We start from the raw sequence: 25361 nt of genomic DNA on the forward strand, positions 1-25361 counted from the left end.
GCATGTGTCCGACCTACCGCATCCTCTGCGTCATTCTCTGGGTGCTGGGCCTGGTCCCCTTCGCCGGCGCCCGTGACTTGCTCGCCGTCGGCACCGAATTCCCCGGTATCTATGCCCGGGAAGCCGACGGCGAGATCAGTGGGCTGGGTGCGGATGTACTGCGCGCGGTGGCCAGGGAGCTGGGCGACCAGGTGCGTTTCGAGGTCTACCCCTGGGCGCGCGCGCAGAAACTGGTGGAAGAGGGGCGCGCCGACATCCTGGTCGGGCCCTATCGCACCGCCGCGCGGGAGCGGCGCTTCCAGTTCGCCGAGCCCGGCTTCTATCGCGACCGCGTGGTCTTCTACGACCGCAGGGATACCTCCAGCACCTGGGACGGTAGCCTGGCCAGCCTGCAGGGAAAACGTATCGCGATCATCCATGGCTGGAGTTACGGCGAACGTTTCGAGGCCATGCGCGGCCAGCTCGACCTGCATGTCGCGCCCTCGGTCGAACTTGCCCTCAAGCTGCTGATGGCCGGCCGCGCCGATCTGGTGGCGAGCAACGAACGGGATTCCCTACCACGCATCGACGAACTCGGCATTGGTGGGAAAGTGCGCCGCCTCGATCCGGCGATCGATACCCAGGTCGGCTATTTCGCCCTGCCCAGGGGCGAGTCCCACCGCCAGCTGCGTGACGACATCGGCCGAGTGCTGCGCAAGATGAGTACCAATGGTCGGTTGGCGAAGCTCGCCAAGCCCTACGGTGTGTCGCTGCCCTGAGCAGACTGTCCGATTGCTTTGAAGCGCCCATGGGCGGGTGCGCTGGCGACGGCTACACTCCCGCCACAAAAAAGGGAGAGCCGAATTGAGCGCAGCAGAGTCGGATTATTCGATCTACCGCAGGGTGGTCACCCAGTTGATGAACGGTGAGGAGCAGCTGCCCAGCCTGCCGATGATCACCCTGGATATCCGCCGCGCCCTGGTCGATCCCAATGTCACTGTTGCGCGGCTGAAACAGGTCATCAGCAAGGACCCGGCACTCAGCGCCCTGCTGATGAAGCACGCCTCCAGCATCATGTTCCGCTCCGCCCAGCCACCCAAGACGCTGGAGGACGTGATTCGCCTGCTCGGCCTGCAGGAGGTGGACCGCATCACCCTGGTGCACAGCCTGAAGAGCCTGTTCACCCTGCACAGTGCCGCGCACAAGCAATTGTTCATCGGCGTCTGGGGCCGCCTGACCCGCCAGGCCAGCATCAGCGCCGTGCTGGCGCGGCCCCTGGGCTTCCTCTCGGCGGACCACGCGCTGCTGGCCAGCCTACTCAGTGACGTCGGCGAACTGGCGGTGCTCTCGGCATTCAAGGACGCCAGCCAGGTCCCGACCCCGGATGTGTACGCACGGCTCTGCCGCGAGTACGGCAAGTCCCTCGGCGTAATCGTGCTGAAGAAGTGGGCGGTGGATGACGGCTACATCGACGTGGTGCGCAGCGCCGGTCAGTGGGACGCCGGCAGCGGCAGCCGGGTCGATCTGATCGACCTGGTCAACCTCGGTCTCTACCACGCCCTGCGCGACGAAGGCCGCTTCGCCCAGTTGCCCCCCATCGTCGAGCTCGCCGCCTACCGCAAGCTGGCGCCGCCCCAGGATACGCTGGATGCCGGCGGCGGCCTGGCCCTGGTTTCCGCCCAGCAGGACGCCATCCAGCGCATGGCCAGCCTGCTGCGCTAGAGCCCGCACCTATACTCAGGCGTACCTCCGTACCGCGGGTGTTCCATGCGCCTCCTCGTGATGCTCTGTCTCAGCCTGTGCCTGGCCTGGGTGCAGCCGCTCTCGGCCGCCGAGCGGTGGCGGGTGGCGGTGGCCGAGGTGCCGGGGCTGGCCGAGGCGGACGGCACCGGCCCGCTGCCGGACTTGGTCCGTGCCCTCGATGAACAGCTGCCGGACATCGACTTCGAACTTCAGATCACTCCCTTCGCCCGCACCTTCAACCTGCTGCAGAACGCCCAGTGCGAGTTCCAGGTGCCTTTTCTCGGCAACCTGCCGCGCCTGCCGGGCGGGCTGCGCTATGGCTCGGGGACGTTGTGGCAGGTGCGCTTCGGTCTTTTCACCCGGCGCGCCAATGCCCTCAGCGTCGCCCAGTTGCTCGACCCGTCCCATGCGCTCACCGCCGAGCGCCTGGCTGCCAGCGGCCTGGGCGCCGCGCAGCAGGCACAGCTGAGCCCGCTGCTCGGGCGCAGCTGGCGCCTGGACGAACTGCAGGAGCAACTCGCCGCACCGACCGTCGACCCGGCCCTGCGCAGCCTGGCCTATCCCTACAGGGTCGAGACCGACCGCGCCCACGCGCCTTGGCTGGGTTTTCCCGCGCTGTCCGGCAACAGCATCGAGAGCAGCCTGCAGAAACTGGTGCGCGGACGCATCGATGGCTATGTGTTCGCGGTTCTGGAAACCGAGCGCGAGGTTGACCGCCTGGGACTGCGCGACCAGCTCAGGGTCCAGGACTTCGGCCTTTACCCGGTGAGGTGGCTGGTGGCGGACAACCCGCGCGGCAAGTGGGTGGACCAGCGCCTGGCCGAAGCCCTGCGCAAGCTCCAGGCGCAACCCGCGTTCCAGCGCCTGCAGGCGCCGCTGAAGGCACCTACCGACGACTGGAAGCCCTGGCCCTGATCCGTAGGGGCGAAATCAGAGTTTCCAGAAAGGCTTGAGCGCTTCCTCCAGGGCCTGCTCGCGGGTCAGGCCGATGTCTCGCAGGATGTGCGCCTCCATGTTCAGCAGGGCTCGGCGGGTATGCAGGCGCATCCAGAAGCGGTCCCAGCGGTTGCCTGGCAGCGTTGGCGCCAGGGATACAGAGTCGTGCTGCTCCCGTTCCAGTTCCCGTGCCTGGAGAGTCAGGCGTACATCGCTCAGGCCGTTCATCATCGCGTTCCTCATGCCCAGTGGTGATTGGGGTGGAGTCATGATGGCGGCCGGGCGAATCTCAATACAGATTCACGATCTGTATATTTCTTTCATACAGATTGCGTGTTTCTCTATCTGAATCTTCAATTGAAGGACCATCTGTACTGGTCCGCTTTCAGGTTCGTGCCGACGCGGGAGACTGTCATGAAGCTCTATATCAAGCTGGCCGAATCCCTCGGCGAACGCATCGAGCAGGGCTACTACCGCCCCGGCGACCGCCTGCCCTCGGTGCGCGCCCTGAGCCTGGAGCATGGCGTCAGCCTGAGCACGGTGCAGCAGGCCTACCGGATCCTCGAGGACAGCGGCCTCGCCGAGCCGCGCCCGAAGTCCGGCTACTTCGTCCCGCCGCGCCGCCAGACCCCGGCGCTGCCGGCGGTGAGCCAGGCGCCACAGCGGCCGGTGGATGTGTCCCAGTGGAACGACGTGCTCGACATGGTCAAGCGCAGTGCCAGGGACAACGTCGTGCAACTCGGTCGTGGCGTGCCCGACATCGACAGCCCGACGCTCAAACCGCTGCTGCGCAGCCTCGGCCGGATCAGCCGGCGCCAGGATTCCAGCTGCCTCAACTACGACAGCATCTACGGCACCGAGGCCCTGCGCGAGCAGGTGGCGCGCCTGGCGCTGGACTCCGGCTGCCAGATCCCCGCCAGCGACATCGTCATCACCACCGGCTGCCACGAGGCCCTGTCGGTGGCCATCCGGTCGACCTGCGAACCGGGCGACATAGTCGCAGTGGATTCGCCCAGCTTTCACGGCACGATGCAGAGACTCAAGGGTTTCGGCATGAAGGCCCTGGAACTGCCCACCGACCCGCTCAACGGCATCAGCCTGGAGGCCCTGGAAATGGCCCTGGAGCAGTGGCCGATCAAGCTGATCCAGCTCACCCCCAACTGCAACAACCCGCTCGGCTACATCATGCCGGAGGCGCGCAAGCGCGCCCTGCTGACCCTGGCCCAGCGCTATGACGTGCCCATCCTCGAAGACGACGTCTACGGCGACCTCGCCTACCAGTACCCGCGCCCGCGCACCATCAAGTCCTTCGATGACGACGGCCGCGTGCTGCTCTGCAGCTCATTCTCCAAGACGGTGGCGCCGGGCATCCGCGTCGGCTGGATCGCGCCCGGCCGCTACCTCGACCGGGTGCTGCACATGAAGTACATCTCCACCGGCGCCACCGCCACCCAGCCGCAACTGGCCCTGGCCGAGTTCATCGGCAAGGGCCACTACGAACCGCACCTGCGGCGCATGCGCAGCCAGTACCAGAGCAACCGTGACCGGATGATCGACTGGGTGATGCGCTACTTCCCCGAAGGCACGCGCGCCAGCCGGCCCCAGGGCAGCTTCATGCTCTGGGTGGAGCTGGCCGAGGATTTCGACACCCTGCGCCTGAACCGTGCCCTGTTGCCCAAGGGTGTGCAGATCGCCAACGGCAGCATCTTCTCCGCCTCCGGCAAGTACCGGAACTGCCTGCGGATGAACTACTCCTCCAAGCCCACCCCCGCCATCGAGGCGGCGGTGCGGACGGTGGGGGAGACTGTGCGGGAGTTGATGGGGGAGTAACGGCTATGCGGGTGGAATCGACTTTTGTGGGGGCGAATTCATTCGCTATGCAGGCCGCAGGCCTGCCCAAATGTCCCACGGGGCCGCTTCGCGTCCCTTAGCGAATGAATTCGCCCCCACAGGCGTAGCGTCGCCCCAACTCAAAGCCAGTGGGCATCCCAGAAGGGGTAGTCGCCTATCTGCTCCACCAGTCCGGCCCGCAGGGGATTGGCCACGATATAGCGGGCGACCTTGCGGATGTCTTCCTCCATACGCAGGGCGTGATCGTGAAAGCCCTTCTGCCAGATCGGTTGGGAACCCGGCAGAAAATGGCCCAACTGTCGGGAGGAGCGACCCTTGAGGACCTTGACCGCAGTGGATATGGTCATCGGCCCGTTGAGCTGCAGCAGCCAGTGCAAATGATCCGGCATCAGTACCCAGGCGAGGGAGTGAAGCAGGTTCTGTTGCTGCAAGCGTCGCATCTCGGCGATGACCAGGCGGGCCATTGTGAAGTCGCTGAACAACGGCGCTCGGCCTTCGGTGGTGGTAGTGATGTGGTAGATCTGGCCGGCTCGGGATACACGGCCCTTCAGAAGATCGTCGCTCGGCATTTCCATTGCCCTCAGGGTGCAGAAGGCAATGACTCTATGGGGTGGCGCGTGGCGGCTGGGCTGGAGCTTGCTGGGAAACGGATGATCCAGGAATGGGAAGATGCCCAAGGTCCACATCCTGTGGGGGCGAATTCATTCGCAAAAGGGCGCGACGCGGCCTCCCCAGAAGTTCCCGGGCGGACCTGCGGTCTGCTTAGCGAATAAATTCGCCCCCACAAGAGCAGCGGGACAAGTACCAGCCAGCGGCTTTCACGCCACCTCCCTCTCACTCAGCAAATGCGCCGCCAGGGTTCGCAGCGGGCCGAGCTGGCGGCAGATCAGCCCCAGTTCGGTCTGCACCAGCCGCGGGCGGTCGTCCATGTCTTCCGGTAGTTGCTCCAGGGCCTTGGCCAGGGCGTCCTCCTCGTCCCGATGGATGCTGATCGGGCGTCGGTCGGCCAGTCCCTCGGCGATGCAGTCGAGGCTCTCGGCGATCTGGCTCGCAGCCTGTTCGGAGACCGGGTTGAGTGCTTCGCCGGGTTGCTCGCCGCGGTGGGCGCCGAGGGCGGAGAGGTAGCTGAGCAGGGTGTGGGAGAGCACCAGGAAACGGAAGCCGATATCCGCTTCCTTGCGGAAGTGGCCGGGCTCCATGAGCATGTTGGACAGGGTGGTGGACAGCGCCGCGTCGGCGTTGTGGGCGTTGCGCCGGGCCAGGCGGTAGGCCAGGTCGTCGCGCTTGCCGCTGGCGTACTGCTGCATGATCTGGCGCAGGTAACGGCTGTTGCAGGTGAGGGTATTGGCCACCACCTGGTTGAGCCGGCGACCCTGCCAGTCGGGGAGGATGAAAATCACCGCGAGGCCGGCGATCAGGGCGCCGAGCAGCGTGTCCACCAGGCGCGGCAGGAATAGGCCATAGCTGTCGCCGACCTGGTTGAAGCAGAACAGCACCAGCAGGGTGATGGCGGCGGTGGCCAGGGTATAGCGGGTGGCGCGGGTGGCGAAGAACACCACTCCTGCGACCACCGCGAAGGCCGACTGCACCAGGGCGCCGGGGAACAGGTCGAAGAGCGCCCAGCCCAGCGCCAGGCCGATCAGGGTGCCGGCGATCCGCTGCACCAGCTTGCGCCGGGTGGCGCCGAAGTTGGGCTGGCAGACGAAGACCGTGGTCAGCAGTATCCAGTAGCCCTGTTCGGGGTGGATCAGGTGTAGCACGCCGTAGCCGGCGGCCAGTGCCAGGCCCATGCGCAGGGCGTGGCGGAACACCAGGGAGGTGGGCGTGAGGTTCTGCTTGAGGCGTTCCCAGACGTCCTTCAGGCCCTGGGGCGAGCGGTCCAGCAGGCTGCTGTCCTGGGCTTCAGCCAGGGCGTCGGGGTTGCTGGCATCGGTGAGCAGGCGGTCGAGGGTAGCCAAGTTGTTGGCCAGGGCATTGAGCGAGCGCAGCAGGCTGCGCCAGGCCGGGTTGCTCTGGATGCGCAGGTGCTCCAGGGACTTGTTCAGGTCCTCCAGGGCCTGGGCGCCATCCAGGTAGTCGAAGGGCTGGCGCATCTGGATGGCCCGGCCCAGTGCCTGGCAGGCGCCACCCTGCTGGCGCAGCAGGCGTTGGCAGCGGAACAGTACGTCGCTGTGGAAGAAGGCTTCGGCCAGCTCGTTGTAGGGGTAGTGGGAGGAGCTGGCGCGCTCGTGGATGTCCTGGGCCAGGAAGTAGAGCTTGAGGTAGCGGCTCACCTTGGGGCCCGGGCGACCGTTGCCGACGCGGTGCAGGATGACATCCTTGGTCGCGTTCAGCGCCGCCACCACGCGGCCGTTCTGCTGCGCCAGGGCCAGGCGCCGGCCTTCGACGTCGAGCTGGCGCTCCGGCTCCAGCAAGGCGGATTTCAGCTTGAGGTACTGCCCCAGCTCACGGAACAGCCTGGCCAGGCTCTGCTGCACCGGCTGGTGGGTGAAGAGCGCCTGCCAGAGCACCGAGAGCAGGCCGTACCAGGCGGCGCCGGCCACCAGCAGCGCCGGTTCCTGCCAGAGATTGGTGGGCGCGCCGTCGCGCTGGTCGACGCCGATCATGGTGTAGATGGAGAGGATCAGCGTCGCCGAGGCGATGGTCGCGTAACGCTCACCCAGGGCGCCGAGCATTGTCAGGCCGAAGCTGGCCAGGGCCAGGGCGCTGACGAAGACCCAGGGGTAAGGGAAGAGCAGTTCCACCGAGAGCGAGGCGATGCTGAAACAGCCCAGGGTCACCAGCAGTGCGGTGAGCCTGCCCTGCCAGCTGTCGTCGGTTTCCGCCAGGGCGCTGGCGATGATGCCGAGGAACAGCGGAATCAACAGTTCCATGCGGTCCTGCTGCCAGCACAGCGCCATGCTCCCGGTCAGGGCGACGAAAACGCGCAGGCTGTAGCTGAACTTGTCCAGCGCCCAGAGGCGGCGCAGCGATTGAGTGAGTCGAGTCGAGGGCATATGGGCCTTGTGGGCGGATGTCCGGGTGTGGCTGTGCTGCCGGCTACAGCCTAAAGGCTGCGACGGGTGCTGTCAGCCGCCCGCTCGTGTCAGGAGGCTTGGTCTGTCGCCGAGTGCCAGGAGCCACAGGAGCCAAGGGTTGATTTCAGGTACGCCGGTGCCGTTTCGCGCTGGCCGCTGTCGAGGAATTGGAGCAGGCTTGGTGGACCTGCTGGCCAATCCCGTTCGCGGACGCCCCGCATGAGAAGACACCTTGGTTCTGCCTTGTTCGCCCTGCTGCTCGCCTGTGCCTGTGCCTGCGTCAACGCCGAAACGCTGCGCATGGCTGCAAATCTCTGGCCACCCTTCACCGACGCCCGCCTGCCGGGCAATGGCCTGGCCTGCGAGCTGGTGAGCACCGCCCTGGAACGCGCTGGGCATCGCACCGAGTACGTGCAGGTGCCCTGGGCGCGTGCATTGCGCGGGCTCCAGGAAGGGGATTACGACCTGCTCGTCAGCGCCTGGTACAGCGAGGAGCGTGCCCGCTTCGGCCAGTTCTCCGCGCCCTACCTGACCAACCGAATCCTCTTCCTCAAGCGCAAGGGCAGCACGGCCGACTACCGTACCCCGGCCGACCTCAGGCGCTACAGCATCGCCGTGGGGCGCGACTACCGCTATTCGCCGGCCTTCGATACCGACGCCAGCCTGCACAAGGTGCCAGTGACGGATTTCCCGATGGGCGCGCGGATGCTTGCCGCCGGACGCGTGCAACTGACCCTGGAGGACGAGCTGGTGGCGCGTTTCTACCTGAACCGCGAACTGAAAGGCATCAGCGACCAGCTGGAGTTTCTGCCCAAGCCGCTTTCCGAGAGCGGCTCGCACATCCTGGTGCGGCTCAGCCATCCGCGACACCAGCAGCTGGTGAAAGATTTCGATCGCGCCATCCAGGCCATGCGCGAGGACGGCACCTACCAGGCCATCTTCGCCCGCCACGGCCTGCACTGAACTCAGATAATCCGCACCTTGTAGGAACGCCCCTTGATCTTGCCTTCGCTGAGACGCTTGAGCGCCTGCTTGGCGATGCCGCGTTCAACGGCGACGAAGGCCTGGAAATCGAAGATGGCGATCTTGCCCACCTGGCTACTGGGAATCCCGGCTTCGCCAGTGAGCGCGCCGAGTATGTCGCCGGGACGCAACTTCTCCTTGCGCCCGCCGTTGATGCACAGGGTGGCCATGGGCGGCAGCAGCGGCTCGCGGTTCTTCACGACCAGCTCGTCGAGGCGCTGCCAGTTCAACGGCGCCTGCTGCAGGTCCTCGATGGCCTGGGCGCGGTTGGCCTCGGCCGGCGCCACCAGGCTCAGGGCCAGGCCCTTCTCGCCGGCGCGACCGCTGCGGCCGATGCGGTGGACGTGCACTTCGGGGTCGCGGGACAGCTCGACGTTGATTACCGCTTCCAGCCCGGCGATATCCAGGCCTCGCGCGGCGACGTCGGTCGCGACCAGCACGCTGCAGCTCTGGTTGGCGAAGAGGGTCAGCACCTCGTCACGCTCACGCTGCTCCAGGTCGCCATGCAGCGACAAGGCGGAAACACCCTGGTCGCGCAGGTGGGCTTCCAGTTCCTGGCACTGCTGGCGGGTGTGGCAGAAGGCGACGCACGACTGCGGGCGCACCTGTTGCAGCAGGCGCAGCACGGCATCCATGCGCTGGCGCGGGTCGATCTCGTAGAAGCGCTGCTCGATCTGGCCGTCGTCGTGCAGGGCGTCCACCTTCACCTGCTGCGGGTCGCGCATGAAGGTCTTGGCCAACTGGGCGATGCCGGCCGGGTAGGTGGCGGAAAACAGCAGGGTCTGCCGGCGTGCCGGGAGCTGCTGGATGATCTCGGCGATGCTGTCGTAGAAGCCCATGTCGAGCATGCGGTCGGCTTCGTCCAACACCAGTGTGTTGAGGCCGTCGAGCACCAGGGTACCCTTGCGCAGGTGCTCCTGGATCCGCCCAGGCGTGCCAACGATCACATGGGCGCCGTGCTCCAGGGAGCCCACCTGCGGGCCGAAGGGCACGCCGCCGCAAAGGGTGAGCACCTTGATATTGCCGTGCCCGCGGGCCAGGCGGCGGATTTCCTTGGCCACCTGATCGGCCAGCTCGCGAGTGGGGCAGAGCACCAGCGCCTGGCAGCCGAAGAAGCGCGGATTCAGCGGCTCCAGCAGGCCGATGCCGAAGGCGGCGGTCTTGCCGCTGCCGGTCTTGGCCTGGGCGATAAGGTCCTGACCCTTGAGGATCAGCGGCAGGCTCTTGGCCTGGATCGGCGTCATGTCGCGGTAGCCCAGGGTCTCCAGGTTGGCCAGGGTGGCCGCGGAGAGGGGCAGGGTGGTGAAGGCTGTGGTAGTCACGGGACGGGCCTGAAAGTCGAAATGGCGCGCAGTTTAGCAGGATGGGGCATGCAGCCCCGTTCACTCGTCGAGTTCGCGGTGCACCCGGCGCACGGCGCAGCCGCTGTCGGGCGGCAACTGGAAGAGGATCACCGCGGCCAGCAGGGTCAGCACGCCGACGCACAGGTAGGTGGCCTGGAAGGCTTGTTGAGGATGGTGCCGTCCAGCGCCTGCATGAAAAAGGCCACCGTCACCAGCCAGGGCAGCGTGCGGGCGGTGCGGGCGTCCAGGAGTACGGGTTCGGCCATGGAGAACCTTGCGCGGGCGACCCTGCGCACTTTAGGCCGCGATCTGTCGCGCCGCCAGCGGACATTCGCCCTGGCGCCCGGCTGCTAGGCTTGCCACTATTCGCCCCCTGCTGTTCTCCCTGCGGATAGGACCTTCCGAATGCGGACCCCCTGTTTCCTGCTGCTGAGCTGGTTGATGGCCGCGCCCTGCCTCGCAGCGGACTGGTTCCCGTTGCGGGTGCAGGTGGACGGCCGCGACGCCAGCTACCGTCCGCTGGAAGGGGCGAGCCGCCCCTGGCGCATCTGCGCCCTGCTGCCCCACGGCATGGACCGCTACTGGTGGGGAGTGGCCTGGGGTCTGGACGAGGAGGCGCAGCGCCAGGGCGTGCAACTGGGCGTGTACGAGGCCGGGGGTTATCAGTACCCGGACATGCAGCGCGCGCAGTTGACCCGCTGCATCCAGCTCGCCGCCGACGCCTATGTGATCGCCGCCATCAGCGCCAAGGGACTCTGCGACGAGATCGCCCTTCTGCACCGCGACAAGGTGCCGGTGATCGACCTGGTCAACCGTATCGATTGTCCGGGTGTCACCGCGCGGGCCCAGGTGGACTTCTCCAATATGGCCCGCGCGGCCATGGCCTACATTCGCGAACACAGCAAGGGGCGGCCGATCCGTGTGGGCTGGTTGCCGGGGCCGGAGGATGCCGGCTGGGTGGCCGACGCCGAGCGAGGCCTGGCAGAGTTCAAGTCTGGCGGCAAGGTGACCGTGGTGCCGGCCGGTTACGGCCCGGTGGACCGTTCCAGGCAGGCGGTGCTGGTGCGCCAACTGCTGGCCCGCGATCCCCAGCTCGACTACATACTCGGCAACGCCGAGGCTGCCGCCTTCGCCGCCCAGTTGGTGCGCGCCGGAGGCAGCCGCTACAAGGCGCAGGTGGTGTCGCTCTACGCCACCGAGCGGGTGCTGGAAGCCATCTCTGAAGGCAGCATCCTCGCCGCGCCCACCGACTCGCCGGTGATCCAGGCGCGGGTGGCCGTGGACCTGGCGGTGCGTGCGCTGGAAGGCAAGCAGTCGCCACGGCGGGTCAGCCCACGGATCGAGGTGATCGACCGGGATAACCTGCAGCGCTTCGATATCAGCCGCCTGATGCCGCCCAGCGGGCACTGGATGATCCGCCAAGAGCTGCCGGAGTAGGGGCCGGACTTCCTACAAATGCGAATCCGTACCTCAGAAACAAAACGGCCCCTGGCGCATCGCGCCAGGGGCCTTCTGCTTGGAGCGGTCAGCCTTACATCTGCCGCAGCGGCTTGCCGCGCACCGGCTTGTCGCCCGCCGTGTAGTACGCGGCGGCGCTGCGTGGCAACGGCTTACGGTTGCGGATCTTATCGGCGATCTTCTCGGCGATCATGATGGTGGTCGCGTTGAGGTTGCCGGTGATGATCTCCGGCATGATCGAGGCGTCCACCACCCGCAGGCCGTCCATGCCGTGTACGCGGCCCTGGCCGTCCACCACCGCCATGTCGTCGGTGCCCATCTTGCAGGAGCAGGATGGGTGGAAGGCGGTTTCCGCGTGGGTACGGATGAACTCGTCCAGCTCGGCATCGGACTTCAGGTTCGCGCCGGGGCTCAGCTCGCGGCCGCGGTACGGGTCGAGCGCCGGCTGGCCCATGATCTCGCGGGTGATGCGGATACCGTCGCGGAATTCCTGCCAGTCCTGTTCGTGGGACATGTAGTTGAACAGGATGCTCGGGTGCTGGCGCGGGTCCTTCGACTTCAGGTGGATGCGGCCGCGGCTCGGCGAACGCATGGAACCCATGTGCGCCTGGAAGCCGTGCTCCTGCACGCCTTTGCTGCCGTTGTAGTTAATGGCCACCGGGAGGAAGTGGTACTGGATGTTCGGCCACTCGAATTCCGGACGGGTGCGGATGAAGCCGCCGGCCTCGAACTGGTTGCTGGCGCCCAGGCCGCTGCCCAGGAGCAGCCACTTGGCACCGATCAGGGGCTGGTTCCACCACTTGGTGGCGGGGTAGATGGACACCGGCTCTTTGCACGCGTACTGCAGGTAGAGCTCGAGGTGGTCCTGCAGGTTGGCGCCGACGCCCGGCAGGTCATGCACCACGGGCACGTCGAGGTCGCGCAGCAGGGCCGCCGCGCCGACACCCGAGCGCTGCAGCAGTTGCGGGGAGGCGATGGCGCCGCTGCACACCAGCACTTCGCGGCGGGCATGGGCGGTGATCGGGGTATCGCTGTTGCCCTTGAGGTAGGCGACGCCGATGGCGCGCTTGCCGCTGAACAGGATGCGGTCGCTGAGGGCGTGGGTGACGATGGTCAGGTTCGGGCGGTTGCGCGCCTGGTCCAGGTAGCCGCGACCGGTGGCGGCACGGCGGCCTTCCGGGGTCACGGTGCGGTCCATGGGACCGAAGCCTTCCTGCTGGTAGCCGTTGAGGTCCTCGGTACGCGGATAGCCTGCCTGCACGCCGGCTTCGACCATGGCGTGGAACAGAGGGTTGTTGCCGGCCTTGGGCGTGGTCACGCTTACCGGGCCGTCGCCGCCGTGGAAGTCGTTGGGGCCGATGTCGCGGGTTTCCGCCTTGCGGAAATAGGGCAGGCAATCCAGGTAGGTCCAGTCTTCCAGGCCAGGCGCCTTGGCCCAGCTGTCGAAGTCCATGGCATTGCCGCGGATGTAGCACATGCCGTTGATCAGCGAGGAGCCGCCCAGGCCCTTGCCACGGCCGCACTCCATGCGGCGATTGTTCATGTAGGGCTCGGGATCGGTCTCGTAGGCCCAGTTGTAGCGGCGGCCCTGCAGCGGGAAGGCGAGAGCAGCGGGCATCTGGGTACGGAAGTCCAGGCGATAGTCCGGGCCGCCGGCTTCGAGCAGCAGCACGCTGACGTCGGCGTCTTCGGTGAGGCGGGTCGCCAGGACGTTTCCGGCCGAGCCGGCGCCAACGATGATGTAATCGAATTCTTGGGACATGTGACTTACCTGCTAGATAACCCGGAGACGGGTCCGGGGCACGGCATCTTGTTCTGTAGTGCGGCCCGGTATGGCCCGGGCCGCCTGGGCGCTGGTGTCAGTCAGAACACCGAGTAGTAGTCGCCCATCTCGACCTGTACGGACTTGATGCGGGTGTAGTGGGCCAGGGTGGTCAGGCCGTTCTCGCGGCCGACGCCGGACTGCTTGTAGCCGCCCACCGGCATTTCGGCGGGGGACTCGCCCCAGGTGTTGATCCAGCAGATGCCGGCTTCCAGCTTGTGGATCACGCGGTGGGCGCGGGCCAGGTCGCGGGTGACCACGCCTGCGGCCAGGCCGTACTCGGTGTCGTTGGCGCGGCGGATCACTTCTTCTTCGGTGTCGTAGACCAGGATGCTCATCACCGGGCCGAAGATTTCCTCGCGGACGATGGTCATGTCATCGGTGCAGTCGCTGAACACGGTGGCGGCCACATAGGCACCCTTGGCGAACTCGCCTTCGGTGACGCGCTCGCCGCCGATCAGCAGACGTGCGCCTTCCTTGCGGCCGGCCTCGATGTAGCCGAGCACGCTTTCCATGTGGGCGAAGCTGGTCAGCGGGCCGAAGTTGGTGTTGGCGTCTTCCGGGTTGCCCAGGCGGATGCGCTTGACGCGCTCGACCACCTTGGCTTCGAAGCGGGCCTGCAGGGTACGCGGGACGAACACGCGGGTGCCGTTGGTGCAGACCTGGCCGGAGCTGAAGAAGTTGGCCATCACGGCGATATCGGCAGCGCGGTCGAGGTCGGCGTCTTCGAAGATGATCAGCGGCGACTTGCCGCCCAGTTCCATGGTCACTTCCTTGAGCGAGGAGCTGGAGGCGCTGGCCATCACCTTCTTGCCGGTGGAGGTGCCGCCGGTGAAGGAAATCTTCTCGATCAGCGGATGCTCGGTCAGCCACTGGCCGACTTCACGGCCGCTGCCGGTGAGGACGTTGAACACGCCGTCCGGCACGCCGGCTTCGGTGTAGATCTCGGCCAGTTTCAGGGCGGTCAGGGGGGTGACTTCGCTGGGCTTGAAGATCATGGCGTTGCCGGCGGCAAGCGCCGGGGCGGATTTCCACATGGCGATCTGCACCGGGTAGTTCCAGGCGCCGATGCCGGCGACCACGCCCAGGGGTTCGCGGCGGGTGTAGACGAAGCTGGTTTCGCGCAGCGGGATCTGCTCGCCTTCGATGGCCGGGATCAGGCCGGCGTAGTACTCGATCACGTCGGCGCCGGTGACGATATCCACCGCGCGGGTCTCGGCCAGCGGCTTGCCGGTGTCCAGGGTTTCCAGCTCGGCCAGCTCGTCGTTGCGCTCACGCAGGATGTCCACGGCGCGGCGCAGGATGCGCGAGCGCTGCATGGCGGTCATCGCGGCCCAGACCTTCTGGCCCTCGACGGCGCTGGCGACGGCGCGCTCGACGTCGTCCTTGCCGGCGCGCTGGACCTTGGCCAGAACTTCACCGTTGGCCGGGTTGACGGTCTCGAAGCTGGCGCCGCTGGTGGAGTCGACGTAGCGGCCGCCAATGTAGAGCTTCTGTTCTTCGAATCGGGCCATGGTGGTTGTCCTCTCTAGGTCTTGTGTTCGCAAGGCGGCAGGGCGGGTCAGGCCGCCTGCTTGGCCAGTTGTTGATCAAGGAATTCGTAGGCGAGCCGGCGGGCCTGCTCGGTATCGAAGGCTTCGCCGGACAGCGCGCCGCGCAGCCAGAGGCCGTCGATCAGGGCGGCCAGGCCCCGGGCGGCGGCGCGCGCGCTCCTGGCATCGAGCTCGCGGCGGAACTGCCAGCAGAGGTTCGAGTAGAGGCGCAGGTCGTTGATGCGCTGCAAACGGCGCAGGGACGGCTGGTGCATGCTGCTGGCCCAGAACGCCAGCCAGGTCTTCATGGCCGGGCCGTTGACCTGGGTCTCGTCGAAGTTGCCGTCGATGATCGAGCGGATGTAGCCGCGCGCGCTCTCGTCGCGCATGGCCTCGCGGCGCTTGCGCACCGCGTCCTGCAGATCGTTCATGAGGAAGCGCATGGTGGCTTCCAGCAGGCCGTTCTTGTCCTGGAAGTAGTGGCTGATGATGCCGTTGGAAACCCCTGCCAGCTTGGCGATGTAGGAAATGCTGGCGTCGCCCATGCCGACCTGGTCCACCGCCTCGAGTGTGGCGTGGATCAACTGGGTGCGGCGCACAGGCTGCATTCCGACTTTGGGCATTGGGGGTTCCTCCTCTTCCGGGCCTTTCCCGGATAGGTTGAAATCCAGCCTACTTTATTTTTATTGAACGTTCAAACAACAAAGAATACGATGCGCACCATGGAACGGGATGCGGCAGTTCGCCGCACCTGATTCCAGGCCATCTGCCGGCGGATTCCACCCGTCGCCGGCCGCTGGCGCGGGTCTGTCGTTGCGCCTACCAGGCGCCTGCTTTCACTGCCCTGGAAACTCCAAATGAGTACAGCTTCCATAACAACAAGCCATGGCAAGGTGCGCCTGAATCCGGTCGTGTTCTTCGGATCCACCGCGCTCATCCTGCTGCTCACAGTTGCCTTGATCGCCTTCCCCGATAGTGCCGGCGCCTGGCTCGGCAAGGCCCAGAGCTGGCTCTCGCGCAGTTTCGGCTGGTACTACATGCTGGCCATCGGTGCTTACCTGTTCTTCGTCCTCTATGTCGCCTTCTCCCGTTATGGCCATCTGCGCCTGGGCGCCGACGACAGCCGTCCGGACTTCAGCTACGGCGCCTGGGCCGGGATGCTGTTCTCCTCGGGCATCGGTATTTCGCTGCTCTACTTCGCGGCATCGGAGCCCATCGATCACCTCTACAACCCGCCGGAAGGCGAGCCGGGCAGCCAGTCCGCCGCGCGCCAGGCGCTGCAGCTGACGTTCCTCCACTGGGGCGTGCACGGCTGGGCCATTTATGCGCTGGTGGGTCTGGCGGTGGGCTACTTCGCCTATCGCCACAACAAGCCGCTGGCGCTGCGCTCGGCGCTCTACCCGCTGTTCGGCGAGCGCCTGATGAAGGGTTCGGTGGGCAACGCGGTGGACTGCTTCGGCATCTTCGTGACCCTGCTGGGCCTGGTGACCAACCTGGGGATCGGCTCCTTGCAGGTGTCCTCGGGTCTCGAGTACCTGTTCGGCCTGCCCCATAGCCAGGGCGCGTTGCTGGCGGTAATTCTGGTGATGAGCGCGGTGGCCACCCTGGCCGCAGTGTCCGGCATCGAGAAGGGCATCCGCCGCCTGTCCAACCTGAACATCATCCTGTTCAGTGGCCTGCTGCTGTTCGTGCTGCTGGCCGGCGAGACCCTGCACCTGCTCAATGGCTTCGTGCAGAACCTGGGCGACTACCTCAACGGCCTGGTGCTGAAGACCTTCGACCTCTACGTCTACACCGGCCAGTCCGGCAAGAGCGAAGAGTGGATGGGCCTGTGGACCCTGTTCTACTGGGCCTGGTGGATTTCCTGGGCGCCCTTCGTCGGCATGTTCGTGGCGCGCATTTCCCGTGGTCGCACCGTGCGCGAACTGGTCTGCGGCGTACTGCTGATCCCGTTGGGCTTCACCCTGGCCTGGCTCTCGGTGTTCGGCAACAGCGCCATCGACCTGGTGATGAACCAGAACGCGGCGGACCTGGGCAAGGCGGCGCTGGAACAGCCGGCCATGTCCATCTACCTGCTGCTGGAGCATTACCCCTGGGCCAAGGCAGTGATCGGCCTGTCGATCTGCGTGGGCTTCGTGCTCTTCCTCACCCCGGCCGACTCCGGCTCGGTGATGCTGGCCAACCTGTCCCGCGAGGAAGGTGACCTGGACGAGGACGCACCCAACTGGCTGCGTATCTTCTGGTCGGTCGTAGTGACCCTGGCGACCATCGGCCTGCTGTTCGCCGGCAACTTCACCGCCATGCAGACGGTGGTGGTGCTGGCCGGCCTGCCCTTCTCGGTGGTGCTGTTGCTCTATATGTTCGCCCTGTTGAAAACCATGAAGGCGGACCTGGCGGCGAGCGACGCGACTGCGGTCCCGCGGGCGGTGTTGCGCAACGAAGCGGCCTGACTGAGGTCCTTGTTGGAATGAGAAAGCCCGGACCATTGGACCGGGCTTTTTTTGTTTGTGGGCGGGCTGTGTCCTTGTAGGGGCGAATTCATTCGCCCCTACAGTGTTCTGCTCAGCTCTCGGCCTTGGCCAGCTGCTGGTCGAGGTACTCGTAGGCGATCTGCAGCGCCTGCTGGGTGTTGAAGGCATCGCCCGAGAGCGCACCGCGCAGCCACAGGCCGTCGATCAGTGCGGCCAGGCCGCGGGCGGCGGAGCGGGCGTTGTCGATGTCGAGGGAGCGGCGCAGTTCGCAGCAGAGGTTGGAGTAGAGCCGGTGATCGTTGATCCGCTGCAGGCGGCGCAGGGACGGCTGGTGCATGCTGGCCGCCCAGAAGGCCAGCCAGGTCTTCATCGCCGGGCCGCTGACCTGGCTGTCGTCGAAGTTGCCAGCGACTATGGCCCGCAGGTGGGCGCGCGGGGTGTCCTCGCGCAGAGCGGCGCGCCGCTGGCGCACGGCGGAGCTGAGGGCGGCCATCAGGTGGCGCATGGTGGCTTCCAGCAGGCCGTTCTTGTCCTGGAAGTAGTGGCTGATGATGCCGTTGGACACCCCGGCGGTACGGGCGATGTAAGCGATGCTGGCATCGCCCAGGCCTACCTGGTCGACGGCTTCGAGGGTGGCCTGGATCAACTGCGAACGGCGGATCGGCTGCATTCCGACCTTGGGCATCAGGTACTTCCACCATTTTGTGCGGGAATAGGAAGCGCGCAGTCTAGGGGGAATGTGATTGATCGATCAATCGATTGGGTCGATCAGGGGGAGGAACCCTGTGGGGGCGAATTCATTCGCGAAGGGACGCGTAGCGGCCCCTGGGGATCTCCGGGCAGGCCTGCGGCCTGCTTAGCGAATGAATTCGCCCCCACAAAGGTGTGCCGCAGCCAAAAATGGAAAACCCCCGCAGGCGGTTGGCCGGCGGGGGCGTTGAGACGCTGAAAGCAGGCTGTTACTTCAGCCAGCTCTCCACACGCTCGGGGTTCTTGGCGATCCAGTCCTTGGCGGCCGCTTCCGGCTTGGCGCCTTCGCGGATGGCCAGCATCACGGCGCCCACTTCTTCGCCGCTCCAGGAGAAGTTCTTCAGGAACGCGGTGGCGTCGGCGGCTTTGGCTTCCAGGCCAGGGTTGACGACGGTGTCGACGTGCTCGTCATCGCCATAGACCTTTTTCGGGTCTTCCAGGAAGCGCAGTTTCCACTTGGCGAACATCCAGTGCGGGATCCAGCCGGTGACCACGATGGGTTTCTGGGCTTTCTCGGCACGGGTCAATGCGGTGGCCATCGCCGGGCCGGAGCTGGGCATCAGTTTGATGTCCAGGTTGTACTGCTTGATGGCGTCCTCGGTGCGGCGCATCACGCCGGCCCCGGCATCGATGCCGGTGATCTTGCCGTCGAAGTCCTTGCTGTACTTGCTCAGGTCTTCGATGGATTTGGCCTGCACGTAGTCAGGCACGATGAGGCCGATCTTGGCGCCCTTGTAGTTGGAGCCCAGCACTACCACCTTGTCCTTCAGCTTGGCGTAATACTCGCCGTGGGTGGCCGGCAGCCAGGCGGAGAGGGTGGCGTCCAGGTCACCGCGGGCCACGCCCTGCCACATGATCGCCGGCTCGACGGGTTTCAGCTCCACGCTGTAGCCGAGTCTTTCCTTGAGGATTTCGCCTGCCACATGGGTGGCGGCGACACTGTCGTCCCAACCGTTGACGTAGCCGATCTTCAGGGTCGGTTTATCGGCGGCACCGGCGGTGCCCATGCCGAGGGCCAGGGCGGCGACGCCGAGGGTTTGCAGACAAAGGGATTTCAACTTGCGCATACGTATTGCTCCATCAGGTGGGATTGGCAGCCAACTACGTGGTCGATGACCCGTTCTGAGGCGGGTTTCGCGACTGTGCCCCTCGCGGCCCGTTGCCGGGCCACGATTGGCGAATTGCAAGGAAACGGGCTCCGGGACGGAGCCCAGGGGATTACAGGCCGATGTGTTTCTTCACGGCGGCGGCGCCGTCCTGGCCGTCAAAGGTGGTAACGCCCGCCAGCCACTTGTCCAGCGCGGCCGGATTGGCCTTGAGCCAGGCGGTGGCGACTTTCACCGGGTCTTCCTTCTCGAGGATCTTCTCCATCAGCTGGCTTTCGGTTTCGACAGTGAACTGCAGGTTGTTCAGCAGCTTGCCGACGTTGGCGCAGCGTTGCTCGTAGTCTGGCGGCACCACGGTGTAGACCTTGGCGGCGCCGTAGTCAGGGCCGAACACGTCATCGCCGCCGGCCAGGTAAGTGATGTCGAACTGGGTGTTCATCGGGTGCGGTGCCCAACCCAGGAACACCACCGGCTCCTTCTTCTTCACTGCGCGCTGCACCTGTACCAGCATGCCGGCCTCGGAAGACTCGACCATGCGGAACTTGCCGAGGTCGAACTGGTTGCCCTTGATCATCTTGTCGATCAGCAGGTTGCCGTCGTTGCCCGGCTCGATGCCGTAGATCTTGCCGTCCAGCTGGTCCTTGAACTTGGCGATGTCCTGGAAGCTCTTCAGGCCGGCCTCAGCCGCGTAGGTCGGCACCGCCAGGGTGTACTTGGCGCCTTCCAGGTTGGGGGTCGGCAGTACCTTCACACCGTTGTCCTTGGTGAAGGGCTCGATCACCGCGTCCATGGAGGGCGCCCAGTAGCCGAGGAACACATCGATCTGCTTGTTCTTCACGCCGGTGAAGGCAATGGGCACCGAGGCCATGATCTTGCGGGGGGTATACCCCAGGCCCTCGGTCAGCACCATGGCGACGCCGGTGGTGGCGGCGATGTCGGCCCAGCCGATCTCGGCGAAGCGGACCTGCTTGCAACTCTGCGGCTCCTGGGCCCAGGCACCCTGGGCCAGCGCACAGGCCAGCAGGCCCAAGGCAGCGACTTTTTTCATTTTTTTCATTAGCGACTCCCTGACATTGAAAGGTGAAGCGTTGGTTATTGCGCTTGCTGCCGCTGCAACTTGGCGCTCAGCCAGCCAAAGGGCTTGCCACGAGTCGCGGTTTGACGAGTCCCGAAACTTTCAGTGATGCGGTCGAGGATGATCGCCAGCAGTACCACGGCCATGCCGCTTTCGAAGCCCAGGCCGATGTCCAGGCGCTGGATACTGGCGAGCACATCGTTACCCAGGCCACCGGCGCCGACCATCGACGCGATGATCACCATGGACAACGCCATCATGATCGTCTGGTTGACCCCGGCCATGATCGACGGCATGGCATTCGGCAGCTGCACTTTGTATAGCAGTTGCCAGCTGGTGCAGCCGAAGGATTGGCCGGCTTCGACGATTTCCTTGTTCACCTGACGGATGCCGAGGGCGGTCAGACGCACAGCCGGCGGCATGGCGAAGATCACGGTGGCGATGATGCCGGGCACGCGGCCGAGGCCGAAGAGCATGGCGGCCGGAATCAGGTAGACGAAGGCCGGCATGGTCTGCATGAAGTCCAGCACGGGGCGGATGATGACGGCCACGCGCTCGCTCCTGGCCGCCCAGATCCCCAGGGGGATGCCGAGGAGCAGGCTGATCAGGGTGGAGGAGAAGGTCAGGCCGAGGGTGACCACGGTCTGCTCCCAGAAGCCGGTGAGCACGATCAGGATCAGCGATACCGCGGTGAAGGCCGCGAACTTGGCGCCTATGCGCCAGAAGCCCAGGCCGACGAAGACCGCGATCAGTACCCAGGCCGGCGGCCACATCAGGAAGCGTTCGATCAGCTCGGAAAAGCCGCTGACCACGTTGCCGACGCTTTCGAAGGCGCCGCTGTAGTTCTCTAGCAGGTGCTGGACGACGTCATTCACCCAGCTGCCAAGATCCAGTTTCTCGCTCATCGTCATTCTCCCCGCAGGCGGCTCAGCAGGCGGCCTTTGCTGATCGCGCCGCTATAGCGGCCACTCTGGTCGATCACCGGGATCGGCCCCTCGTTGATCACCAGGCGCTGGATGACGCTGTCGAGTGGCAGGTCCTCCGGTACCGGGTCGATGTGCTTGAGCAGGTTCTGCTCCAGGTCCAGGGTGCGGCCACCCTCGACCAGCAGGGCAATCTTCTCGAGGCTGATGGAACCGCGGAAGTTGTTCTTCTCGTCGACGATGAAGGCGTAGTGCTTGTCCAGGGCCTGCAGCTTCTGGCAGACCATCTGCGCGTCCGGTGCCTTGCCGTTGTGCACGAACAGCGGAACGCTGTCGGACTTGAGTTGGCCGGCGGTGAGGTAGCGGCTGCAGTCGACCGTGTTGAAGAAGTTGCGCACGTAGTCGTTGGCCGGATTCTCGATGATCTCCTGGGGCGTACCCACCTGGATCAGCTTGCCGCCTTCCATGATGCCGATGCGCGAACCGATGCGCATGGCTTCCTCGATGTCGTGGGAAACGAAGATGATGGTGCGGCTGTGCTTCTTCTGCAGATCCAGCAGCACGTCCTGCATCTCGCGGCGCTTGAGCGGGTCAAGGGCGGAGAAGGCCTCGTCCATGATGATCATCGAGGGGTCGACCGCCAAGGCGCGGGCCAGGCCCACGCGCTGCTGCATGCCGCCCGACAGCTCATGGGGATATTTGTGCGCGAAGCTGGCCAGGCCGACCTGCTCCAGCACTTCCATGGCGCGCTTCTCGCGCTCCTTCTTGCTCTTGCCGGCCACTTCCAGGCCGAAGGCGGCGTTGTCCAGCACGCAGCGCGAAGGCATCAGGGCGAAGGACTGGAACACCATGCTCATGTCGCGGCGGCGCAGGTCGATCAATTGCGACTTAGGCAGCTTGGCGACGTTCTGGCCGTCGATGAACACATCCCCGGCGGTGGGTTCGATCAGGCGGTTGATCAGGCGGATCAGGGTCGACTTGCCCGAACCCGACAGGCCCATCAGCACGAAGATTTCACCTTCGTTGACGCTGAAGGACACGTCGCTGACGCCGATCACGGCACCGCGCTCGGCGAGGATCTTTTCCTTGCTCCAGCCCTGCTTGAGTAAATCGATTGCTTCTTGTGGTTGTTGCCCGAAAACCTTGTAGAGGTTTTGAACCACGATCTTTCCAGACTGCATGGGATAGTTCCCCTTCAGTAGACATCCAGGTCAGCTACACGGAGCCAGAACGGGCGCTCGACGACGCCCAGCCTGGTGATGCCGACTGTCTTGCCTGTGTGAATAACAATGTTTCGAGAACCTGACAGCCCTCTGGCAGTGCTACGAAACCCAGTCCCTGGGCGGGTTCTGCACCTCGAGCCGAGGTGCGCGTACTTCCGAAATTTCTTATTAGGCCTACCTCTGCTCGGGTTGAGGTTGCCGCTTGTGTTCTTCGGTCCGGAGCGGAGTGCTCGCGGTCTGTCGGCCCACGGGAGCCGACAGCGACGAAATCGGGTGACTCAACGATAAAGCCTTGAGACCTTGGCAATTGTCGGTTTGCGACCTTCATATGTTGGGTGGCGACATGGCTCGTGGATATCACGGGATACGCCTCGTCACGGCGCTTTGGCGCCGGCAAGCGCCGCCGGGAGAGGGCTGCCATCGCGCGTGGTGACGCCCTTCAGCCAGGCGGCGAGGGTGTCGGGATTGGCCTTCAGCCAGGCCTTGGCCTCGCGGCGGCGGTTGGTGCTCTGGTTAAGTATGGCCCCCATCAGATGGTTCTCCATGGCCAGGCTGAACTTGAGGTTCTTCAGCAGCTGTCCGAGGTTCGGGCATTCCTGGGTCAGGCCCTTGCGCACGTTGGTGTAGACGGTGGCGCCGCCGTAATTCGGGCCGAACCAGTCGTCCCCGCCTTCCAGGTAGTGCATCGTCAGCTGGTTGTTCATGGGGTGCGGTTCCCAGCCGAGGAACACCGCCCACTGCTTGAGGTGCTCGGCGCGTTTCACCTGGGAGAGCATGCCGTTTTCGCTGGACTCCACCAGTTTGAAGTCGCCCAGGCCGAAAGCGTTCCCCGCGATCATCTTCTGGATCAGCTTGTTGCCGTCGTTGCCGGGCTCGATGCCGTAGACCTTCCCGCCCAGTTGCTGCTTGAACTTCGCCAGGTCGGCAAAGCTCTTGACGCCGCCTTCCCAGGCGGCGTGATTCACCGCCAGGGTGTACTTGGCGCCGGTGAGGTTGGCGCCGAGGCTCTCCACCGTGCCTTTTTCAAGGTAGGGACGGATGTCGTTTTCCATGCTCGGCATCCAGTTGCCGAGGAAGACATCGATCTTGCCGTCGCTCAGGGCCTTGTAGGTGTCGGGTACCGATAGGCGCCTTACCTTGGTGACGTAGCCGAGTTCGCTGAGCACATGGCGGGTAACGGCGGTGGTGACCGTAATGTCGCTCCAGCCGACATCGGCGAAATGCACGGTGGAGCAGCGTTCGGGGTCGGCGGCGGCCAGGGCCGGCAGGCTGGTGCTCAGGGATATGGCCAGCAACGCCGAGGCCAGCAGGGGAGTGGTGGGTCGAGTCATGGAAGGGGTCCGTCCACAGCAGATTTATTGTCGTTATCCGGACTCGCGTGGCTGTCGGACTGCTGCAGGCCCCCGCCCCCGGGCGCCCGGATGATGCGTGCCAGACGCATTGCCTGACTACCGACCAGGTCGCACGCAGAACTTATCTGTCGCAGGCGATAAAGGGAAACGGGTGTTGCCAGGCGGACGCTTGTTGTAGGGGCGAATTCATTTGCCAAGCGGGCCGAAGGCTTGCCCCTGGACGCTTGCAGGAGGCAGCTGCGCTGCCCTTGGCGAATGAATTCGCCCCTACAGGGTGTCCCCGCCCTTAATCGGGCACGGCGTATTTGGATACGAGCAAGTCGGTGTGGGAAGTCGGTCGATTGGCGAAATGCCGATCATGTCGCCAAGAGAGATCCCTACCGGAGTAGTCCCGTGGCTATCAGCGTGTTCGACCTGTTCAAGATCGGTATCGGCCCCTCCAGCTCGCACACCGTGGGCCCCATGCGCGCGGCGGCGCTGTTCGCCACGGCGCTGCGCGAGCGCGGCCTGCTGGCGCAGGTGCGCCGCGTCGAGGTGCGCCTGTACGGCTCGCTGTCGGCCACCGGCGTCGGCCACGGCACCGACCGCGCCACGCTGATGGGGCTGATGGGCGAATGGCCGGACCGTATCGATCCGACGCAGATCGGCCCGCGCATCGAGGCGCTGCAGGCCGCCGGCGAGCTGCTGCTGGACGGCCGCCAGCCGGTGCCGTTCGACTGGAGCCGCGACCTGCTGCTGCTGGAAGAAAACCTGCCCTACCACCCCAACGCCATGACCCTGATCGTCGAAGGCGAGGGCGGTGAACTGCACCGCGACACCTACTACTCGATCGGCGGCGGCTTCGTGGTCGACGAGGCCCAGGCCAAGGCCGGCCAGCTGGATCAGGACGCCACCGCACTGCCCTATGACTTCTCCAGCGCCGAGGAGCTGCTGCAGCTCTGCCAGCGCCACAACCTGCGCATCGCCGAACTGATGCTGGCCAACGAGAAGGCCTGGCGCAGCGAGGCGGAGATCCGTGCCGGGCTGCTCAAGCTGTGGGACGCCATGCAGGAGTGCGTGAGCAACGGCCTCGGCCACGAAGGCATCCTCCCCGGCGGGCTGAATGTGCGCCGCCGCGCGGCCAAGCTGCACCGCAGCCTGCAGGAGCTGGGCAAGCCCAACGTGATCGGCTCGACCATGAGTGCCATGGAGTGGGTCAACCTCTACGCCCTGGCGGTGAACGAAGAAAACGCCGCCGGCGGGCGCATGGTCACCGCGCCGACCAATGGCGCGGCGGGGATCATCCCGGCGGTGCTGCACTACTACATGCGCTTCAACCCCGAGGCGTCGGAGGACGACGTGGTGAACTTCTTCCTCGGCGCGGCGGCGGTGGGCATTTTGTGCAAGAAGAACGCCTCGATCTCCGGCGCCGAAGTCGGTTGCCAGGGCGAGGTGGGCTCGGCCTGCGCGATGGCCGCGGCGGGGCTGGCGGAAGTGCTGGGGGCGACCCCGGCGCAGCTGGAGAACGCGGCGGAGATCGGCCTGGAGCACAACCTGGGGCTGACCTGCGATCCGGTGGGCGGGCTGGTGCAGGTGCCGTGTATCGAGCGCAACGCGATCGCCGCGGTGAAGGCGATCAACGCGGCGCAGATGGCGCTGCGCGGCGACGGCGAGCACTTCATCTCGCTGGACCAGGTGATCCGCACCATGCGCGACACCGGTGCCGACATGCACGACAAGTACAAGGAAACCTCGCGCGGCGGCCTGGCCGTCAGCGC

21 protein-coding genes and 1 pseudogene are annotated in these 25361 nt (G+C 65.6%); 8 read left to right on the plus strand and 14 right to left on the minus strand.

The window, feature by feature from the left end:
• The first annotated feature begins 2 nt into the window (after positions 1 to 2).
• The 3 genes from E8F12_RS16095 to E8F12_RS16105 all read left to right on the plus strand — a co-directional run bounded on the left by E8F12_RS16095 (position 3) and on the right by E8F12_RS16105 (position 2637).
• Positions 3 to 758 (plus strand): transporter substrate-binding domain-containing protein, encoded by a 756-nt coding sequence (locus tag E8F12_RS16095; RefSeq protein WP_280326242.1) that lies wholly within the window; start codon positions 3 to 5, stop codon positions 756 to 758.
• Positions 759 to 843: 85 nt separating this feature from the next.
• Positions 844 to 1701 (plus strand): HDOD domain-containing protein, encoded by an 858-nt coding sequence (locus E8F12_RS16100; protein WP_280326243.1) that lies wholly within the window; start codon positions 844 to 846, stop codon positions 1699 to 1701.
• A 45-nt stretch (positions 1702 to 1746) separates the two neighbouring features.
• Positions 1747 to 2637: a hypothetical protein gene (locus E8F12_RS16105; RefSeq protein WP_280326244.1), complete on the plus strand. Its 891-nt coding sequence runs from the start codon at positions 1747 to 1749 to the stop codon at positions 2635 to 2637.
• A 15-nt stretch (positions 2638 to 2652) separates the two neighbouring features.
• Here the strand turns inward: E8F12_RS16105 and E8F12_RS16110 are convergent, their stop codons facing one another.
• A complete protein-coding gene (locus E8F12_RS16110) occupies positions 2653 to 2886 on the minus strand; it encodes a DUF1127 domain-containing protein (protein WP_280326245.1) in 234 nt (77 codons plus the stop codon).
• 186 nt (positions 2887 to 3072) lie between these two features.
• On the opposite strand from E8F12_RS16110, the gene E8F12_RS16115 reads away from it, so the two are divergent.
• Positions 3073 to 4488 carry a PLP-dependent aminotransferase family protein gene (locus tag E8F12_RS16115; RefSeq protein ID WP_280326246.1) on the plus strand — a complete coding sequence of 472 codons (1416 nt, stop codon included), beginning with the start codon at positions 3073 to 3075 and terminating at the stop codon, positions 4486 to 4488.
• Positions 4489 to 4628: 140 nt separating this feature from the next.
• Here the strand turns inward: E8F12_RS16115 and E8F12_RS16120 are convergent, their stop codons facing one another.
• On the minus strand, positions 4629 to 5084 hold the full coding sequence (locus tag E8F12_RS16120; protein ID WP_280326260.1) for a transposase: 456 nt from the start codon (positions 5082 to 5084) through the stop codon (positions 4629 to 4631).
• Between the two features lie 243 nt (positions 5085 to 5327).
• Positions 5328 to 7505, minus strand: a complete 2178-nt coding sequence (gene yccS / locus E8F12_RS16125; RefSeq protein WP_280326247.1) for a YccS family putative transporter — start codon at positions 7503 to 7505, stop codon at positions 5328 to 5330.
• Between the two features lie 240 nt (positions 7506 to 7745).
• On the opposite strand from yccS, the gene E8F12_RS16130 reads away from it, so the two are divergent.
• Positions 7746 to 8489, plus strand: coding sequence for a transporter substrate-binding domain-containing protein (locus tag E8F12_RS16130; protein WP_280326248.1), 744 nt, complete (start codon positions 7746 to 7748; stop codon positions 8487 to 8489).
• A 2-nt stretch (positions 8490 to 8491) separates the two neighbouring features.
• On the opposite strand, the gene dbpA is transcribed toward E8F12_RS16130, so the two are convergent.
• Complete coding sequence (gene dbpA / locus E8F12_RS16135; RefSeq protein WP_280326249.1) at positions 8492 to 9871, minus strand: ATP-dependent RNA helicase DbpA; 1380 nt, start codon at positions 9869 to 9871, stop codon at positions 8492 to 8494.
• Between the two features lie 185 nt (positions 9872 to 10056).
• Positions 10057 to 10158: pseudogene (locus E8F12_RS16140) on the minus strand (hypothetical protein); the annotation flags it as partial.
• A gap of 139 nt (positions 10159 to 10297) precedes the next feature.
• Between E8F12_RS16140 and torT the strand changes: the two are divergent.
• Positions 10298 to 11329 (plus strand): TMAO reductase system periplasmic protein TorT, encoded by a 1032-nt coding sequence (gene torT / locus E8F12_RS16145; protein ID WP_280326250.1) that lies wholly within the window; start codon positions 10298 to 10300, stop codon positions 11327 to 11329.
• A gap of 94 nt (positions 11330 to 11423) precedes the next feature.
• Here torT and betA read toward each other — a convergent pair whose 3' ends face one another.
• The 3 genes from betA to betI (E8F12_RS16160) form a co-directional block, all read right to left on the minus strand.
• Entirely contained in the window at positions 11424 to 13112 is a 1689-nt protein-coding gene (betA, locus tag E8F12_RS16150) for a choline dehydrogenase (RefSeq protein WP_280326251.1), read from the minus strand.
• 101 nt (positions 13113 to 13213) lie between these two features.
• Entirely contained in the window at positions 13214 to 14686 is a 1473-nt protein-coding gene (betB, locus tag E8F12_RS16155) for a betaine-aldehyde dehydrogenase (RefSeq protein WP_280326252.1), read from the minus strand.
• A gap of 47 nt (positions 14687 to 14733) precedes the next feature.
• Positions 14734 to 15327, minus strand: coding sequence for a transcriptional regulator BetI (betI, locus tag E8F12_RS16160; protein ID WP_280326253.1), 594 nt, complete (start codon positions 15325 to 15327; stop codon positions 14734 to 14736).
• A gap of 288 nt (positions 15328 to 15615) precedes the next feature.
• Here betI (E8F12_RS16160) and E8F12_RS16165 point away from each other — a divergent pair, with 288 nt between their 5' ends.
• Positions 15616 to 17154, plus strand: a complete 1539-nt coding sequence (locus tag E8F12_RS16165; RefSeq protein ID WP_280326261.1) for a BCCT family transporter — start codon at positions 15616 to 15618, stop codon at positions 17152 to 17154.
• A 112-nt stretch (positions 17155 to 17266) separates the two neighbouring features.
• Here the strand turns inward: E8F12_RS16165 and betI (E8F12_RS16170) are convergent, their stop codons facing one another.
• The 6 genes from betI (E8F12_RS16170) to E8F12_RS16195 form a co-directional block, all read right to left on the minus strand.
• Positions 17267 to 17860 (minus strand): transcriptional regulator BetI, encoded by a 594-nt coding sequence (gene betI / locus E8F12_RS16170; RefSeq protein ID WP_280326254.1) that lies wholly within the window; start codon positions 17858 to 17860, stop codon positions 17267 to 17269.
• A 274-nt stretch (positions 17861 to 18134) separates the two neighbouring features.
• Positions 18135 to 18992 carry a glycine betaine ABC transporter substrate-binding protein gene (locus E8F12_RS16175; protein WP_280326255.1) on the minus strand — a complete coding sequence of 286 codons (858 nt, stop codon included), beginning with the start codon at positions 18990 to 18992 and terminating at the stop codon, positions 18135 to 18137.
• A gap of 151 nt (positions 18993 to 19143) precedes the next feature.
• On the minus strand, positions 19144 to 20088 hold the full coding sequence (locus tag E8F12_RS16180) for a choline ABC transporter substrate-binding protein (protein WP_280326256.1): 945 nt from the start codon (positions 20086 to 20088) through the stop codon (positions 19144 to 19146).
• 35 nt (positions 20089 to 20123) lie between these two features.
• Positions 20124 to 21011: a proline/glycine betaine ABC transporter permease gene (locus E8F12_RS16185; RefSeq protein ID WP_280326257.1), complete on the minus strand. Its 888-nt coding sequence runs from the start codon at positions 21009 to 21011 to the stop codon at positions 20124 to 20126.
• A 2-nt stretch (positions 21012 to 21013) separates the two neighbouring features.
• On the minus strand, positions 21014 to 22210 hold the full coding sequence (locus E8F12_RS16190) for a glycine betaine/L-proline ABC transporter ATP-binding protein (protein WP_280326258.1): 1197 nt from the start codon (positions 22208 to 22210) through the stop codon (positions 21014 to 21016).
• A gap of 416 nt (positions 22211 to 22626) precedes the next feature.
• Positions 22627 to 23583, minus strand: coding sequence for a choline ABC transporter substrate-binding protein (locus E8F12_RS16195; protein WP_280326259.1), 957 nt, complete (start codon positions 23581 to 23583; stop codon positions 22627 to 22629).
• A 414-nt stretch (positions 23584 to 23997) separates the two neighbouring features.
• On the opposite strand from E8F12_RS16195, the gene E8F12_RS16200 reads away from it, so the two are divergent.
• Positions 23998 to 25361, plus strand: a 1364-nt coding sequence (locus E8F12_RS16200; protein WP_280323728.1) for an L-serine ammonia-lyase, incomplete at its 3' end; no start/stop codon positions are given.

Origin of the sequence: Pseudomonas sp. BN102, from assembly GCF_029871245.1 — a bacterium.
In the GTDB taxonomy this organism is placed as follows: Bacteria; Pseudomonadota; Gammaproteobacteria; order Pseudomonadales; family Pseudomonadaceae; genus Metapseudomonas.